The 16,645-nt window shown below is 36.6% G+C and carries 11 protein-coding genes and 1 pseudogene; 1 reads left to right on the forward strand and 11 read right to left on the reverse strand.

The genetic code is table 11. The annotated features are described in order from the left end of the window. Positions 1–1,055 (forward strand): annotated as a pseudogene (locus ODU55_RS08840) (ISL3 family transposase); the annotation flags it as partial. Between the two features lie 37 nt (positions 1,056–1,092). Here the strand turns inward: ODU55_RS08840 and ODU55_RS08845 are convergent. The 11 genes from ODU55_RS08845 to ODU55_RS08895 form a co-directional block, all read right to left on the reverse strand. Beyond that, positions 1,093–1,383: a DUF3165 family protein gene (locus ODU55_RS08845; protein ID WP_398582580.1), complete on the reverse strand. Its 291-nt coding sequence runs from the start codon at positions 1,381–1,383 to the stop codon at positions 1,093–1,095. A gap of 17 nt (positions 1,384–1,400) precedes the next feature. Then, a complete protein-coding gene (gene typA, locus ODU55_RS08850) occupies positions 1,401–3,248 on the reverse strand; it encodes a translational GTPase TypA (protein WP_009909450.1) in 1,848 nt (615 codons plus the stop codon). Between the two features lie 133 nt (positions 3,249–3,381). Beyond that, positions 3,382–4,374, reverse strand: coding sequence for an aspartate--ammonia ligase (gene asnA / locus ODU55_RS08855; RefSeq protein WP_014637558.1), 993 nt, complete (start codon positions 4,372–4,374; stop codon positions 3,382–3,384). Positions 4,375–4,456: 82 nt separating this feature from the next. Further along, positions 4,457–5,515 (reverse strand): MmcQ/YjbR family DNA-binding protein, encoded by a 1,059-nt coding sequence (locus ODU55_RS08860; protein ID WP_398582581.1) that lies wholly within the window; start codon positions 5,513–5,515, stop codon positions 4,457–4,459. A gap of 218 nt (positions 5,516–5,733) precedes the next feature. After that, positions 5,734–7,713: a UvrD-helicase domain-containing protein gene (locus tag ODU55_RS08865; RefSeq protein WP_398582582.1), complete on the reverse strand. Its 1,980-nt coding sequence runs from the start codon at positions 7,711–7,713 to the stop codon at positions 5,734–5,736. Further along, positions 7,680–9,785 carry an ATP-dependent nuclease gene (locus ODU55_RS08870; RefSeq protein ID WP_398582583.1) on the reverse strand — a complete coding sequence of 702 codons (2,106 nt, stop codon included), beginning with the start codon at positions 9,783–9,785 and terminating at the stop codon, positions 7,680–7,682. Before ODU55_RS08870 ends, ODU55_RS08865 begins: the two co-directional genes overlap by 34 nt. A 157-nt stretch (positions 9,786–9,942) precedes the next feature. Continuing rightward, positions 9,943–12,642, reverse strand: coding sequence for a TOTE conflict system archaeo-eukaryotic primase domain-containing protein (locus ODU55_RS08875; protein ID WP_398582584.1), 2,700 nt, complete (start codon positions 12,640–12,642; stop codon positions 9,943–9,945). Between the two features lie 12 nt (positions 12,643–12,654). Further along, positions 12,655–13,413 (reverse strand): DUF3883 domain-containing protein, encoded by a 759-nt coding sequence (locus tag ODU55_RS08880; RefSeq protein ID WP_398582585.1) that lies wholly within the window; start codon positions 13,411–13,413, stop codon positions 12,655–12,657. Positions 13,414–13,755: 342 nt separating this feature from the next. Beyond that, a complete protein-coding gene (locus tag ODU55_RS08885) occupies positions 13,756–14,430 on the reverse strand; it encodes an MAE_28990/MAE_18760 family HEPN-like nuclease (RefSeq protein WP_398582586.1) in 675 nt (224 codons plus the stop codon). A 2-nt stretch (positions 14,431–14,432) separates the two neighbouring features. After that, positions 14,433–15,515: a DUF262 domain-containing protein gene (locus ODU55_RS08890; RefSeq protein ID WP_398582587.1), complete on the reverse strand. Its 1,083-nt coding sequence runs from the start codon at positions 15,513–15,515 to the stop codon at positions 14,433–14,435. Beyond that, complete coding sequence (locus tag ODU55_RS08895) at positions 15,508–16,554, reverse strand: DNA cytosine methyltransferase (RefSeq protein ID WP_398582588.1); 1,047 nt, start codon at positions 16,552–16,554, stop codon at positions 15,508–15,510. Before ODU55_RS08895 ends, ODU55_RS08890 begins: the two co-directional genes overlap by 8 nt. Between the last annotated feature and the right edge of the window lie 91 nt (positions 16,555–16,645).

The raw sequence follows: 16,645 nt of genomic DNA on the forward strand, positions 1-16,645 counted from the left end.
GGCTACCCGCTACTTATCCGCCTTAGAAAGCGTCGCTTCAAGTGTAAAGATTGCGGAAAAATGGCTGTCGCCGAAACTCCTCTTGTCAAGAAGAACCACCAAATCTCCGTCGCTGTTAACCAGAAGATCGCCCAATTACTCATCGAAAATCAAGCAATGCAACATATTGCACACAGGCTATCTATCTCAACATCATCAGTTATTCGAAAACTCAATGAATTCAAGTTCGAAACGGATTGGAATACCTTACCTGAGGTAATGAGCTGGGACGAGTATGCCTTCAAGAAGGGGAAGATGAGCTTTATCGCACAAGATTTCAACTCCCTAAACGTCATTGCCATCCTTGACGGAAGAACCCAAGCAACCATCCGAAACCACTTTATACGCTATCCTAGAAAGGTTAGAAATCGGGTCAAAGTCATTACTATGGATATGTTTAGTCCCTACTACAAATTGGCTAGACAGCTATTTCCAAACGCCAAGATTGTTCTGGATCGCTTCCACATTGTTCAACACCTCAGCCGTGCTATGAACCGTGTTCGTATTCAAATTATGAATCAACTTGATAGAAAATCACAGGAATACCGAGCCTTGAAACGCTACTGGAAATTGATTCAACAGGATAGTCGTAAACTCAGCGATAAACGATTTTATCGCCCTATGTTTCGGATGCATTTGACTAACAAGGAAATACTGGAAAAACTCCTGTCTTTCTCCGAGGAACTACGACAGCACTATGAACTCTATCAATTTCTCTTGTTCCATTTCCAAGAGAAAAATTCAGATCATTTCTTCAGTCTCATCGAACAGGAAATAGCCACTGTTAATCCTATTTTCCAGACGATATTTAAGACATTTCTAAAGGATAAAGACAAGGTTTTGAATGCACTAGAATTGCCTTATTCCAACGCCAAACTGGAAGCTACCAATAATCTCATCAAAGTCATTAAGAGAAATGCCTTTGGTTTCAGGAAGATGAAAACTTTAAAAAACGGATTTTGATTGCCTTAAACATAAAGAAAGAGAGAACGAAGTTCGTCCTCTCTAGATGTTAGCTTTTCATCTACCCACTACAGTTGACAAAGAGCCGTTTCATCTATATCTATAAGGATCAGGTCGCTCTGTTCTCATCTGCCTGTCTTTAGGTTCTTTATCGAGATAATAAATATCCCGCATCGCCCAAAAACCAATCAGAATCATTAGTAGACCAACCCAAATTTCCTTTGGAAATTGCATGATTCTTAAAAATCCAAGTACCAAGGCAATTGCTAATGCTACCAGTAAAAATACTGCCGCAATCAAATTCATAGTCCCCTTAATATTGCGAGGTGCAATAAAAATATAAAAAAGTACTAACATGATGGCGAGGATTAAATAAAACATGCTTCTTCTCCTAGAAATTATTCCTCAGTCGCTAATTTTTTCTTCTTCGCAGCCTTATCACGCTCTGCCTTGTTCAAGATTTGCTTACGAAGACGGATAGATTCTGGCGTTACTTCCATGTATTCGTCATCGTTCAAGAATTCAAGGGATTCTTCAAGAGTCAAGATACGTGGTGTCTTAATTACAGACGTTTGGTCTTTGGTTGCAGAACGGACGTTGGTCATTTGTTTTGCAGTCGTGATGTTAACTGTCAAGTCATTTTCACGTGAGTTCTCACCAATAATCATTCCTTCGTACACTTCAGTACCTGGGTTGACAAAGATGGTACCACGCTCTTCGATACGCATAATTGAGTAAGTCGTTGCCTTACCTTGGTCGATAGAGACAAGGGCACCACGGTGACGACCACCGATTTCACCTTGAACAACAGGCAAGTATTGGTCGAAAGTATGGTTCATGATACCGTAACCACGAGTCATTGAAAGGAATTCAGTTGAATAACCAATCAAACCACGCGCTGGTACAAGGAATACAAGACGAGTTTGACCATTACCTGTCGCAACCATATCCAACATATCACCCTTACGCTCTGAAAGGGATTGGATAACAGAACCTTGGTATTCTTCTGGAGTATCGATTTGCACGCGCTCGAATGGCTCCATTTTCACGCCGTCGATTTCCTTGATGATAACTTCTGGACGTGATACTTGAAGCTCATATCCCTCACGACGCATGGTTTCAATCAAGATAGACAAGTGCAATTCACCACGACCTGAAACAGTCCATTTATCTGGAGAGTCAGTAGGGTCAACACGGAGAGAAACATCCGTTTGCAACTCAGCCAAAAGGCGCTCTTCAATCTTACGAGATGTCACCCATTTACCTTCACGACCTGCAAATGGTGAGTTGTTCACCAAGAAAGTCATTTGAAGAGTTGGCTCATCGATACGAAGAACTGGAAGTGCCTCAACTGCATCTGTCGGAGTCACCGTCTCACCAACGAAGATGTCTTCCATACCAGAAACGGCAATCAAATCACCAGCTTTTGCTTCTTGGATTTCTTTACGCTCAAGACCGAAGAAACCAAAGAGTTTTGTAACGCGGAAGTTTTTCGTTGTGCCATCTAGTTTAGAAAGGGTAACTTGGTCACCAACTTTAACAGTACCACGGAAGACACGACCGATACCGATACGACCCACGAAGTCGTTATAGTCCAAAAGGGATACTTGGAATTGCAACGGCTCATCTGAGTTGTCCACTGGTGCAGGGATATGCTCGATGATGGTATCAAAGATTGGTGCCATTGTTTCTTCTTGGTCTGCTGGATTGTCAGACAGAGATGAAGTACCGTTGATAGCTGATGCGTAAACCACTGGGAATTCCAACTGGTCATCATCTGCACCCAATTCGATGAAGAGTTCAAGCACTTCATCTACAACTTCTTCTGGACGAGCAGATGGCTTATCAATCTTGTTAACAACCACGATTGGAGTCAAGTTTTGCTCAAGGGCTTTTTTCAATACGAAACGAGTCTGTGGCATAGTCCCTTCGTAAGCATCCACGACAAGCACAACACCGTCAACCATTTTCATGATACGTTCAACCTCACCACCGAAGTCCGCGTGTCCTGGTGTGTCCATGATGTTGATACGTGTTCCATTGTAAGCTACGGCAGTGTTTTTCGCAAGAATGGTGATACCACGCTCTTTTTCGATGTCATTCGAGTCCATGGCACGCTCATCCAATTGCGTACGCTCATCAAGCGTTTGGGATTGTTTCAATAATTCATCAACGAGGGTTGTTTTTCCGTGGTCAACGTGTGCAATAATGGCTACGTTACGGATGTCTTCTCTAAGTTTTGTCATAATATCCTCTATATCATTTAATGTAACTAAAAAAGTATATCATAGATTGGCGAAAAAATCACAGATAATCTTGTTGTAAATGTTTTCAGACCTCAGATTGAAAACATTAGAAAAGAGATTGAAAAACAATCTCTTATAAAATATTCTCAAAATTATCACGCACTTCTTGTGGCCAAACGCTGGACTGCACTTCACCGATATGTTTCTTACGAAGCAAGAACATGGCCAAACGAGATTGACCAATACCGCCACCAATCGAAAGCGGGAAGAGACCATTCAAAAGGGCACGATGCCAATCAAATTCCAAACGGTCCTCGTCACCTGTAATAGCAACCTGGCGCTTAAGCGCTTCTTCATCCACACGAATCCCCATTGAGGACAACTCAAATGCTGAACCAAGTGCTTCGTTCCAAACCAAGATGTCTCCATTGAGTCCTTTATAGCCTGCTTCTGATGGGCTTGTCCAGTCATCATAGTCTGGGGCACGTCCGTCATGTGGTTTACCATCTGCCAGTTCACCACCAATACCGATTAGGAAAACTGCGCCGTATTCTTTGGCAACCACATTCTCACGCTCTTTTGGTGTCAAGTCTGGGAAATTCTTGACCAAATCCTCCGTGTGGATAAAGGTGATTTTCTTAGGCAAAACAGACTCAATGTCATAACGAGCTTCAACTGCCAATTCGGTCAGACGGATGGCCTTGTAAATCTGCTCCACTGTTTCTTTCAAGTAAGCTAAATTCCGACGGCCATCAGGAATAACCTTCTCCCAGTCCCATTGATCCACATAAACAGAGTGAATGGGATCCAAGGAATCCTCATCAGGACGAAGAGCCTTCATGTGAACAAAGAGCCCTTCTCCCTCATTAAAACCGAATCGAGCCAAGGTATGACGCTTCCACTTAGCAAGCGAGTGAACCACTTCATAGGTCGCATCTGGAATCAACTTCACATTAACAGTAACCGCATTCTCCACACCGGACAAATTATCCTGCATACCATCCCCGACACGACTCAAAATCGGTCCTTGCACTTCTACGATTTCTAGCTTGTCTTTCAAATACTGTGTAAATGTATTTTTGACGAAAGAAATCTCCTCTTGCTGATGAATGAAGCTTTTCTTCATACCTTACCTCCTTAAATTTATACACCTTATTATACTCTTTTTTACCTACTTGTAAAGTCTTTTTATTAAATATTCTGATAATTTAATGGAGGTTTTTCACTTCGGATGTCAGTACTTCTATCACACCCTCTGTCAAGCGTCTCGGACCACGCACCGCCCTGACTCCCAAATCCATCATGCGCGCTCTCGGCAAAACATCATCGGAAAACTGAGCGAGCAATTCCACCTGCATCAGTTTCTTTTCTGTAGGAATGTCTGATTCACCCTGATTTTCTAAATTTGCTCCTAAGACACGGCAGACATAGCGAATAGCCTGTACAGGCGCCGTCACGTAGATGGCTACGATGTCCCCAGCTTGAATGGTTGATTTTTGCGGCCAATAGACTACCTTATTTTCCGCAAACTCGGTATCAATATCATAGACCTTTGGATTGGCTGGAATAACCCAGTAATCAGGCCCTTGCTCCGCCTTGTAGGATTTGGGACCTACCTGATAGCGACTTTTCTCAAGGAGGGCCAAAATCGCCTGGTCCTCCACAGTCTCATCCAGCAAGACCGACACCCAGGCCTTCTTTGACATATGGTAGGCAGGGTAGATGCCCGACTGACTCAGCAGCTCTGCTATTTCCCGACCGTCAACCTTGAGATTGACAATCTCCACCAGCTCCTGCGACCCACTCCCGTCCAACTTATCTCTCGGAATCTGACTGACCAAAGCGTACCACTTGTTATTGGCAGGGTGGCGAAAGGCCCCATAGGTCGGCAACTTGGCAAAGGGATAGTCAGGCAGGTCACCCCACTTCTCCTTGATGAGCTGGGCTATGCGGTTGCTTTGGTCTTTGGAAAATGGCAGAGCGACACAACAAGCCTCCTCTACCCGAGCCAAAATGGACTGATAGCTTTCTCTCACCTGCCCCACAAATGCCCCAGCTGGCGCAGTCACCAGATGGGCGGTATAGACCTCCTCCATCTCACAATCCCAGACAAAGGAAGACAGCTGACCAGCCTCATCAACCTCCACCACCGCCTCAAACTGCCCCTCCATGAACACCTCACGGTAGATGTACCTATTGCCGGAGAGGATGAAACCGAAAGGGATGAGAGAAGGGAGGTGAACTTGGTAAGAATTAGTTTTGTTCATAGATGCCTTTCACTAAATAATTAATCCCACTCACCTAGTAATACCTCTTTCAAAAATTTTTTAGGAATCCAAAATGAGTGTTTCGTTATTCTTCTGCCATCTGGCAATTTGTCAGTATCTGATAACTCTATACTGCATAATGCTAGGTCCTTCTAATTTTGTTTCATCCATTCAGGTTTATTTTTGCAAGATATAATGTATATTGTTAACAATATCTATCAATCATAAGTAAATCCTAGATGTTTAAAACAGTTTTTAAACTCCTCCATATTTTCAATATTATTACTATCAATCAATACAACCAATTCTTCTTCTGCTCGAGAACACCCAACATAAAAAAGTTTATAGGCTGTTAAAGTTGATCTGACTAATTTATTATTAAAAATAATTCTCATCTTATCAAGCGAGGTTCTAACTTGAAAATCAAACGACTCTGTTTTTAAGCATATAAACTTAAAATATATATTATCAAAATATTTATCATATATAGTTTTAAATTCATCAAAGTGACTGTCTCTGTCACTTGCTTTAATTTCACTCATTTTTTTCCCTATTTTTTCTTCTAGTAGTACAATATCACGATTGAAATTATAATAAAACTCTTGAAAATCATCAAAATTAAATTCAATACCCTGCTTATAAAAACTTGTGAAGAGGTTTAGAAATTCGTATATTTTGATACCGGGATTACTTGAATTTTCTGCCACAAATAATATCTTTTTATGTCCCTCTCCTTTAACCCCATGCTGAGTTGAAACCATAGGATTTCTATTATATTCATTAATCAATTTAAATAATTCGATTGAGTAACAGAATAAATCTGTATATAAAAATTCACCATTTTTTTCATATAAGAATATAAAATTATAAAAGTCACTGCTGATAATTTTTTTATCCGCCAATTCTTGAATTATAACTCCCAATGATTGAGTAGATTCTAACAATGTAACGAAGGAATCCATTTTCTCTTTCAGCCTTACCTTATCCTTATGAAATTCTATTTTCAATAAATTTCCATCAAATACTGATATCAATTTACCATAAGGTAAGCTTTTTCTAACACTCTTTAATATTCGAATTACTTCACCATAATTTTTATTATTATATTCATTCAATACTTGAAATAACAAGTTTAAAAAAGACATTAATTCATCAGGATTTTCATCATAGTTACTGTTAGTCAAAACATCCATTACACTTATACGGCCATAATTAGGATATAATTCCTGATACTTTTCGTAGATTTCAATAGCTGATTTTCCACTATTATTGATATTTTCAAATCTTTTCTTATTAACTGTTCTTAATTTGTAAAACTCCTTATAATCCTCGCTATTATCAGACAAGTATTCTTCAATATTTTCAGTAAAGACCACCTGAGGTTGCTTACCTCTTTTACCTCTAGCAGAAGTCTGTTCCGCTTTATTAGAAGATATGTACAGATTATTTAACAAGTCAACTATCTCTTTGGAGGAACGATAATTTTTAGTAAATGTTTTAGAAATAGAATCGTCAAATTCCGCATATTCCCTCTCGAATGAACCGTCGTACTTATTGTAAATCTCTTGCATCTTATCCCCGAGAAAATATACTTTTGTCGAACTGTTCTTAGTAGAATTATAAAAGAATCTCAGAATATCCGCACTGGTATCTTGAACCTCATCAATAAAAATATAGCTATACATCTCACGTAACTTAAAACCAATCTTAGGAAATCTTTCTATTAGCTTGAACGAAAAATTCAATAAATCATCGTGTGACAGCCCACCAGTTAAAACGAACGAGTTTTGACGTTCATTGTAATAGATTTCCTTTAAATTTTCTTTGATTCTTTCTTCAGAAACATCACCATTTATGTCAAATCTTTCTTTATACCTTTCAAGTAATTCTGGCTTTGAGTCAAGAATGGTTTTAATTTCTTTTTTATAAAACTCAAAATAGTAATTTAAAACTTTTTCATTTCTAAAGAATGGCTTTAAAAAATTGTTTAAAAAACTATGAATAGTTGATATTTCAACATTTGGTGAAATAATCCGCTCTCGCATTACCTCTGAAGCCCTATTCGTATAGGTAATACATAAAATGTTGGCAAATGGATTTTTACCTAAAATATCATTAATCGTCTTACTTATAAAATAAGTTTTCCCACTACCCGCTGGAGCATTCACTCTGTAGAAGTTACTTTCTTGTCGAGCCATAATAACCCCTCCTCAATATAGTTCGGTAATACTTCGATTGCTTTGTTGTTCATAATAATAGAATACATGAAATTTGTTTTATTTAAACTCTTCACAATATCTCGGATACTGATGAATGCTTTCTTGTTTGAAATTGAGAATTTAAAGTTTGTTTCGTCCTTTAATTCTTCCCAAAAATTCCTACTATGTCTAACAAATACACCTCTATATTTATTCTTCATTGAAATGTTGTATTTTTTTGATTTTATAATTCTTCTAACTCTTTTAACATTACTCCATCCTGAGATTAACTTTCCTCTGTATTTCCTCATATTTACTTCAGAGTAATTTGATTTTGGAATGATTAATTTATAAAAAATAGCTTCTTCTAAAGTCCTCGCAAACCCATCTTTAGAGGTTTGTGTAAAAATTTCGATACTATTTCTTCTAATTTGTTTCTGCTGTCGATATATGCTACCTATGTCCCCTGTAGCATCAGATAATAATGAATTTAGTGTTGCATTAGTAGATTTATCTTGTTCTATTTCAGTTATATCTTCCCGTTCTTTATCATAATCAATATCAGTGAAAATACATGCCTTCATTCCTAGTTCATTCAAGAGTGGAAAATATTTATGGGCATATGCTCCTCCACATTGACAATAACTGATATACTGACGAGCCAAATTAGCATACTTCAACTGTTTCCTATTAATCAAATTCTCAAAGTACATTCGTTCTGCATCTCCCTCGTAGAAGATAACAGCATCTGAAAAAATTAAATCTGCAAAATTTAGTTTGAAAAATGTTTCATAAAACTCTTTATCCCCATTCTCATCAATAAACCGATGCAAATCAACTATACGATTCATAAAGTTATGTTCTGGGCGAATTACTTTTATATTATGAACATCTACATTTTTCACAATTTCAGTGGAGTGAGTTGTAATAATTCCCTGAACATTATTCGTTTTACTAAAAATAGTTTCAATATAGCTAACTAGCACTTTTTGCATCTGAATATGCATATGTGCTTCAGGTTCTTCTATGACAAAAAGATTAACACTATTATGTGGATTTTCTTGGATAGCCCTGCTAAATTTATCGATTTGAAGACTGATATAAATTAAATTGCTAACTCCAAGTCCTTGAGATTCTTCAGTTAGACTGAATATAAAATCAGCTGAATTATGTGAATAGCTAATTAACAAACTATCTTTAATAAGGTTCAATAAATTCTTTTCATTAAAATTAAATTTTGCTTCTAAAGCTTCAATTTCATTTTTTGATACAATATCTAGACTATCTTTTAAAGCTGATAAAACTTTTTGTGTTTCTTCTTGAACACTCAAATCAATTTTAGAGTCATCCAAGTTATCAGCAATTTTATTTTTTAAGTCATTAAATTTATTATCCCATGTAGAATCAGCTGATGAGAGAATTGACGTAGTTATCTTTTTATTTTTAAGGTTTTCATCATCTAGTTCTCTATCCGCAGATATGTATTCAAAATGAAATAACTTTTTAAATTCTTTATACTCAATATTCTTCTTATTATTAAAATCTTTGTCAGTATAAAAATAAATACTTTCGGTATTCCGTTCAATAATATCTTGAAGCATTTCAGATGATTTGATACCTTGTTCAATAAACTCTTTCCGTATTTTTGAAGTATTAAGCCCATAGTTGTATTCAAAATAAAAATTATACATATTATCTTCTAAATCCATTAAATAGTTTGCAAATAAACCAATAGGTTCTCCTACATCATAAGATAATTTCATTTGAAGTTTTATTTTTATTTTTTTATCAATACACTCTATAAAATTCATAAATTTATCTTCATCAAACTCCGAGGAAAGATTCAATTCTTTAATTTTTTTATTCAGAAAAGCCTTTAATTCTATAGAGAAATCATTAAAAGTTAGTGAGCGTCTAGATGAATTATTAAACACAAAATCTAATAACTGTATCAAAGATGTTTTTCCACTATTATTCGCACCTGCTAAGATAGCAAAATTTCCATGTTCTAAATTAATAGTCCCCTTATTAAATTTTCGGTACCCATCAATATAAATTTCATCAATTCTCATGCTGTTTCCTCCATAAATATATAAATACATTATACCACAAAACCCAGCCATTTTAGGATGGGCATTTATCATATTCTACCTACTTAACCAGTTTCTTCATTTCTACAATACGGTTTTCTATCACACCACATTTAGCTTGTCATTGATCTCAAAATTTTTATTCTTCATCAAATTTTTCAAGCAATTCTTCAGCAATAGATCGACTTTCTAACCTTAACAAACTAGCTTGGTCATCCGACTGATGAATAAAGGGGGATAAATTGCCGTACCAAACAATAGTACCATCTATGATAACTGTGGTTGTACCAATCCTTTCTGGTACAAGCTTCACCTTCACATTGTCACTGTTTAACCCCATTAACCACTCGCTTAACTTATGGTTTTTGGAAATATGAATAACGACTTGTTTTCTTCGGAGCAGTCCCAAGAGTTCCTGAATCTTACTAGAAGTGAACGAATGCAATTGTAAATAGACTGTTGAACGTGTGTTCCGCAAATCCTCTCTAAATTTCTCTTCGTAGTCCCTACCACTGAACAATACTTGGTTTTGTTCTTTCTCTCCAACCTGATAGGCCATTTTACGATAGGCTATCTGACGTTTCTGGTACATTCTTTCAAGATAGGGAACGTGTATATCAAGATAGTCAACTATTCTCACCTCAGTTTTGCCTTGATAGGGACGGTGAAGCCGCCCTGCATACTGTATGAGGTTATTTTTCCATGACAAAGGAGCGGCCAAAATTAATGTATCCAACTTTGGCATATCAAACCCCTCGCCAATATATTTTCCTGTTGAAATGAGGACAAATGGACTATTCTCATCTAGCCCACTGATTCTTTTCAGGAGTTCTTTCGTATCTCGTCTTTTACTCGCTCCACTCAGACAAAATATATTGGTCATTTCTTTTTCAATAAGTAGTTTTTCCAATAGCTCTATATGTTCCCGTCGATTGACTAAGACAAGGATGTTTCGTTTTTCTTGATATTGTTTGAAAATATCTTGCACAATCAACGTATTGCGATGTAAATCTTTGGCAAGCCAATCATTAAGGGCTGAAAAGTTCGTACCATTCGACTGTTCCAAGTCCAATTTCCCAAAAGATGTTAGACGGAGAAGCAACCGCTTTTTAAAGTCGTATTGGCCTGATTGGGCAGTATGTAAAATTGGACCAATCCGTTGAAAGACAATCGGTTGATGTCCATTTTTACGCTCTGGCGTTGCTGTTAGGCCATATAGATATTGACCAGCAAATTGAGCAACTACCTTTTCAAACTGCAAGGCTGTTACATGATGGCACTCATCCACAATCATCATATCATAGTCCGACAAAAAGCCAGAAATAGTGTCCAATTGGAAGAGAGATTGAATCATAACCACATCCACCAGTTTGCTCCTCCATTTTTTAGACGCCCCATATTGCCCAATATGCCCTATTACTTTTACACGCCCTGAAGGAGTATAGCGAACCGCTTCTTCCTCGTCAATCTCTAAAAATTCACCCAACCTTTCCAACCACTGCTCCATCAGTTGACGATTGTGAACTAAGATAATCGTTCGGCATTTCCTTTGTGCAATCAAGGCTGCCCCCAGAACTGTCTTCCCAAAACCTGTTTCAGCACATAACAAGCCATTCTCACTAGCGAATAAATCTGCCAAAGCAAGCTCCTGCTCAAAACGTAAGATCCCTTTGAAAGAAATCTGAATCGGAGATAAATTGTTACGATTGTCCCTAACAGTTACTGTTTCAAATATTTCCTGTAAGCTAGCCAATATTCCTCTTGGAAGATGCAAGGCGTCATCCGTTTCTTCAAATAAATAGATGCGTTCTGGAGTCTGATAGGTTGGCTGTCTGGTCGCTTGTTTTAGATAAAATTCAGGGTTAGGAAAAGATGCCAGCTTTCTCAATAAGTAATTTGTCTTTGAAGAAATTGTCCTCTTCTCAACTCGAATAAGATTTGATAGGCTACAATCTAATACTGTATCATCTACAGAATCCGAAAACTCCTGTCCTAAGAAGTCTAGAATTTTCTTCTGTCCAATCTTTTGAACCTGTTGAAGATAGGTCCATTGTTCAGAAAAGGGCTGAAAATGTTTATCAACAAAAACGGTTCTTCCCTTCTTGAAAACTTCCCCTTGTAAGGGCAGGGCAATAAGATTACCAAATCCTCCCTTGGGCAGAATATCTTGATTCGGAAACATACGGTCAAATGAAGAAAAGCGAATATCTTTTGACTCCTGCATGGCCAATTCCAGCAATTGTTTCCCAACATTTCTCGCCTGCTGACAAGCAATTTCTTCCTCGAAGAAAAACCAGAGGTGGGCACCATTGCCCGAACGAGAGATTTCAATATGACCCTCAAAACCATACTTTTCTGCTGTATCTCGTAGAATGGATACCTCTTCTCTCCAATTCTTTTTATCAAAATCAATCACCAAAAAAGAACAAGTATCTGATAGACTCATTGGAAAAATGCCAATACTCATTTCGCCACGGAGGTGAGCCAATAACACCTGTTTAGTCAAGGGTTGACAAGTTCTCTTTTCAACAGGAAGACTTTTCCAACCATAATTGTAAGAAGGAAAATAGTTGATTTTCCCATTTTCATCAATATAGGATTTCGCATAGACATCCAAACGACCCTTAAAAAGATTAAGCAGAATGGCGAGTTTTTCATCGGTACTCAGTTGATGTTTTTGTTCCTCAAAGTAATCGTGTAAATGCTTATCACTAATCAGAAATTGCTGATTGCCATCTTGAAATTGCAATAAATTCAAAATCTTATCGGTAGCATAATAGGGAAAACGAGCAAGATGCTTTGCAACCTTACCCGTTGATTTTTCATAATAATAGGACATGGGACTTCCTCTTTAATAAATATCCTCAAGGATATGGTATTCCTTTACTGCTTTTGACTGAACTATCTTTTCTCTAAAGTCCAACTCTTTCAACGGATTTTCGATCGTCAGAATTCTAGGATTATTGTCCAAATTTAACACTAAAGACAAGACAAATTGGTTGGGAAATTCTTTCGCTTTTAAAAACTCTTTCTCAGTCATTCTAAAACGACCTCTATTTTCTCGAATTCCTTTTACTTCAGATAAAAAGACCCTGTCCGTCGTCATGATTTGAAAATCATACCCATCCCCATACAATCTAGCATCCTCAATACTCCCTGCTTTAAACAGAGGCACTGACTGGAAATGTTGCAAAAAGTATTGCTCTGCTTCTAAGCCCGTTTCCTGCAATTTCCGAAATCGTGTTTGAACAATCGGTCTTTGAACTACTAAAATATCCTTTAAGAAACCTTCTTCTTTCAAACTCATTTTCAAAATATCTGCAAATTCCTTTACATCTGCAGTACCAAATAAGCTATCTATGAACAATTTCCGATGCTCATAAACGTCTTTTTTCTGCCACCAGCCTCGACGACCATTTTCAAAATAAGGGTCAAATAAATCCATACGTTGCTTGATAACACCTGTTGTTTCCGCCAAACCAAGCTGAACAAAATACTGATAGAAAGCCACCTTTGTTTCAAAACCAAATTGCTTGATTAACTGGGTATCAAATTTAGCCAGTCCGTAGCCAATTAGATTTAATAAATGATAATATTTGTGTTTACTCATAACTTATACCTGTTCCATTTATTGTCCTCATTATACCACAAAACCCAACCTTTTTGGCTGGGCATTTGTTTAAATAGTTCTTTGTCTATAGTGTGGCTAAAATCAGCTTGAGACTAGGAAACAACACCGCAGGTAGTACTTGAGTACGGCAAAGTGAGTTGACGCAGTATCAAGCGATGTCAGGCCACTAGACCAGTTTTTTCATTTCTGCGATACGCTCTTGTGTCACATCATATTTTGCTTGGTAGTCGGCTTGTTTTTCTTTTTCTTTTTCAACGACTTCTGGTTTGGAATCGAAAGAGATTCACATAATAAATATCACTTGTTAAATCAAAACAATAATCAAAATGTAACATTTTGCACTACTTCCATAAAATACTCCAGACATAAGTAAGTTTCAGTTTTATACTGAGATATATCATCAACAGCAAGCTTTTTCCCATTTTCTTCAAACGAGATATTTCCGTGTGCCAGACTATTTCTCATATCCTTGATGGATTTTAAGGCTCCGCCATAACTCTTGAATTTCTCAGAATCATAACCTATACCATGGTTTTCTAAAATAGATTTTATCTCCCGTAAATCCGCATTTCCTGAAAGAGTAAAATTCTCAAAGTCTAACGATACCTTATGTTCATCATCTATAACACTTTCTATCATATCAAATATACTTTTAGAGATATTACTCTCATGAAATGTTTTGGTATTATGCTTAACCCAAAGCTTTTTTAATTCCTCAATCGTTTGTGAGTAGGAATAACTAGAATTATTAAATTTTTCGTAATAGCTACTCATTGTTACACGAACACACGCTTCAACCAAATTGTAAAGCATAATCATAGCATTAGATTTCATTGACTTAAAAACAGATTCTGCTTCATCTTTATCTAAGACATCAACTTTAAAGCTTTGACAATCATTACTAGCCATACCAATTATGGAATGTTCTAAGTATATGAGAAAATCAATAAAACGATTAATCTCTTGTTTTAATTTTTCATATTCAATTCTATTCATTACTAACTCAAGTTACCAGTCAAAAAATATTTTTTAACTCCGTTTATTCTTTTAAGAACTTTATTTTTATTATTAGCAGCATCTGACGTCGTCCACTCTTCAAACTCTGAGCTATGCAATAGTTTATCAACTTGTTGTGAAGTAGTCTCTAATTCAGGATTTTCACGTAGTGCAAGATTTATTCCAACGGCTAAAGCTTCAAATCTGACACGAGGCGTTTGATTTCTGTCCTCCTTTTGAAAGCCTCTGTTGAAATTTTTGTAAACAAAATTCATTGTATTATGAAATTCTTGTTTATAAATTTCTTTTCTATCATCAGACCATTCCTGTCCCGATGAGGTAACAAAGTCATCTACAAAATTTTGGACAGAACCACTATAGTATTTTAAAGCGTTGCTATATGCAAAGAAACGCGATACTAACTCAATGTCCTCTTTTCTATTAATACGATTTTCTGAAAGATTCGTAACCTTACGGAATAGTTCATCTTCAGCCAATTCCTTTATTAATTTCATCAATTCATTATCTAGCTCCCTACCTGACCTAACCTCACTTGAATTAGCACTAAGAGAGCTTGTGTTTAATCTATCAAATAATTCTTTTCGGACTTCTGATGGAGTATTGTGTTTCAAAACGATGACACGGAGAGATCTAGCTCTCAGCCTTCGAATTTCCCCCTCTGGTAAATCACTTCTAGTACAACCATTTAATTTATCAAGTTTTTTCAAGCCATCAAGCTTTAAATTCTCATCCTTGCTAAAAAATTCAGATAGGGTTGAAATCCTTTGTAAACCATCAACTATTTCCATAGTTCCGTCATCGGTGTCTGCTAAAAACATCAACGGAATTGGATAATCTAGCAACAATGATTCAATAAATCGAGACTTTCTCTTCACTCCCCAAAGTAATTCTCTTCTTTGATATTCCGGTGCAAAAATTTCATTATTTTTACCATCGTATAAATCAACTATATAACCTATAGGATAATCTCGTGTATCATAATTGAGTTCGTATTGTAATTCGTTTATTTGATTTTGAATCTCTAACATCTTCTCATCATCGAATAACCCTAATTGTTTAGCCATAATACTCCTCCAAATGTTTTAATATACTGTTTCCAATCACTTCTCCTAGTTTCGGAGGTACTGCATTACCAATTTGCATTGCAATTTTCTGACTTGAAAAACTTCCAACATTTTCAACAAACTGGTATTCCATAGGAAAACTTTGAAGAATAGCTCCCTCTCTCAAGCTCAAAGCTCTATCTTGTTCGGGGTGTCCGAATCGACCATTACCATATCCTGGAAACTGAGTTGTAATTGTAGATGACGGTTTATCCCATTCCAATCTACCATAGACAGAACCAAAACTCTTTCCACTCTTTTTTTTATAACAGTCAGGTAAAAGTGATTCATCCCAATCTTTCCATGTACCTCCAGGTTTCGAACTTCTGATTCTCTTTAAATTTATAGCATTTAAGTTTCTAGCACGATGTAATGGATCTTTATCATCAATTTGTCCTGCCTGCAGTTTTGGTAAATGATAAATTGCATCCCTAACTGTTGGATAATCATTTTCTGATAACTCATCGTCAAAGTTGATTTCTCCAAATTTTGAAGCTAGTAGTAATAATCTCTTTCTATTTTGGGGAATTCCGTAAGCTGGTGCGTAAGCGATTTTCCATGTTACTTTATAACCCTCGTCTTCCAACAAAGTTACAAACCTATCAAAAATATCTTCTTTTGCTAACTGAGGAACATTTTCCATTGATACTATCTCAGGCTTTACTTGACGAATTTGTTTTCCAAAGTAATCTAATAAGTCTAACTTTCCTTCACTAGCAGAGCTACCTTTATATCGGTGAGAATATGCAGAAAAAGGCTGACATGGAGCACAACCTATCAAAACCTTTACATCTGTCTCTTCAGGATAATATCCCAATAACTCTCCATCCTGTAATTCCTTAATATCTTTATGAATGAATTTAGAATTATTATTTTTTTCATAAGCGAATTGACAAGATTTTTCAAAATCAAATCCAGCAACAACATTGATGCCAGCATTTTGAACACCGTAAGTCAACCCTCCTACTCCACAGAACAAATCTAATGCATTTATTATCATGATACAATACCTCATAGTAATTATACCAAAAAACACGGAAAATATCCGTGTTTTAATCAAATTATCCAGTATTTATCTAGCTGACAAAAAT

The sequence above is a fragment of the Streptococcus sp. 2022WUSS037 genome, assembly GCF_044427225.1.
GTDB lineage: Bacteria > Bacillota > Bacilli > Lactobacillales > Streptococcaceae > Streptococcus.

Coding starts and splice junctions, on each gene's coding strand:
- ODU55_RS08880 (WP_398582585.1), bottom strand. CDS start 13,413: ATGAGTAAACACAAATATTATCATTTATTAAATCTAATTGGCTACGGA.
- typA (WP_009909450.1), bottom strand. CDS start 3,248: ATGACAAAACTTAGAGAAGACATCCGTAACGTAGCCATTATTGCACAC.
- ODU55_RS08875 (WP_398582584.1), bottom strand. CDS start 12,642: ATGTCCTATTATTATGAAAAATCAACGGGTAAGGTTGCAAAGCATCTT.
- ODU55_RS08890 (WP_398582587.1), bottom strand. CDS start 15,515: ATGGCTAAACAATTAGGGTTATTCGATGATGAGAAGATGTTAGAGATT.
- ODU55_RS08865 (WP_398582582.1), bottom strand. CDS start 7,713: ATGGCTCGACAAGAAAGTAACTTCTACAGAGTGAATGCTCCAGCGGGT.
- ODU55_RS08860 (WP_398582581.1), bottom strand. CDS start 5,515: ATGAACAAAACTAATTCTTACCAAGTTCACCTCCCTTCTCTCATCCCT.
- ODU55_RS08895 (WP_398582588.1), bottom strand. CDS start 16,554: ATGATAATAAATGCATTAGATTTGTTCTGTGGAGTAGGAGGGTTGACT.
- ODU55_RS08845 (WP_398582580.1), bottom strand. CDS start 1,383: ATGTTTTATTTAATCCTCGCCATCATGTTAGTACTTTTTTATATTTTT.
- ODU55_RS08885 (WP_398582586.1), bottom strand. CDS start 14,430: ATGAATAGAATTGAATATGAAAAATTAAAACAAGAGATTAATCGTTTT.
- asnA (WP_014637558.1), bottom strand. CDS start 4,374: ATGAAGAAAAGCTTCATTCATCAGCAAGAGGAGATTTCTTTCGTCAAA.
- ODU55_RS08870 (WP_398582583.1), bottom strand. CDS start 9,785: ATGAGAATTGATGAAATTTATATTGATGGGTACCGAAAATTTAATAAG.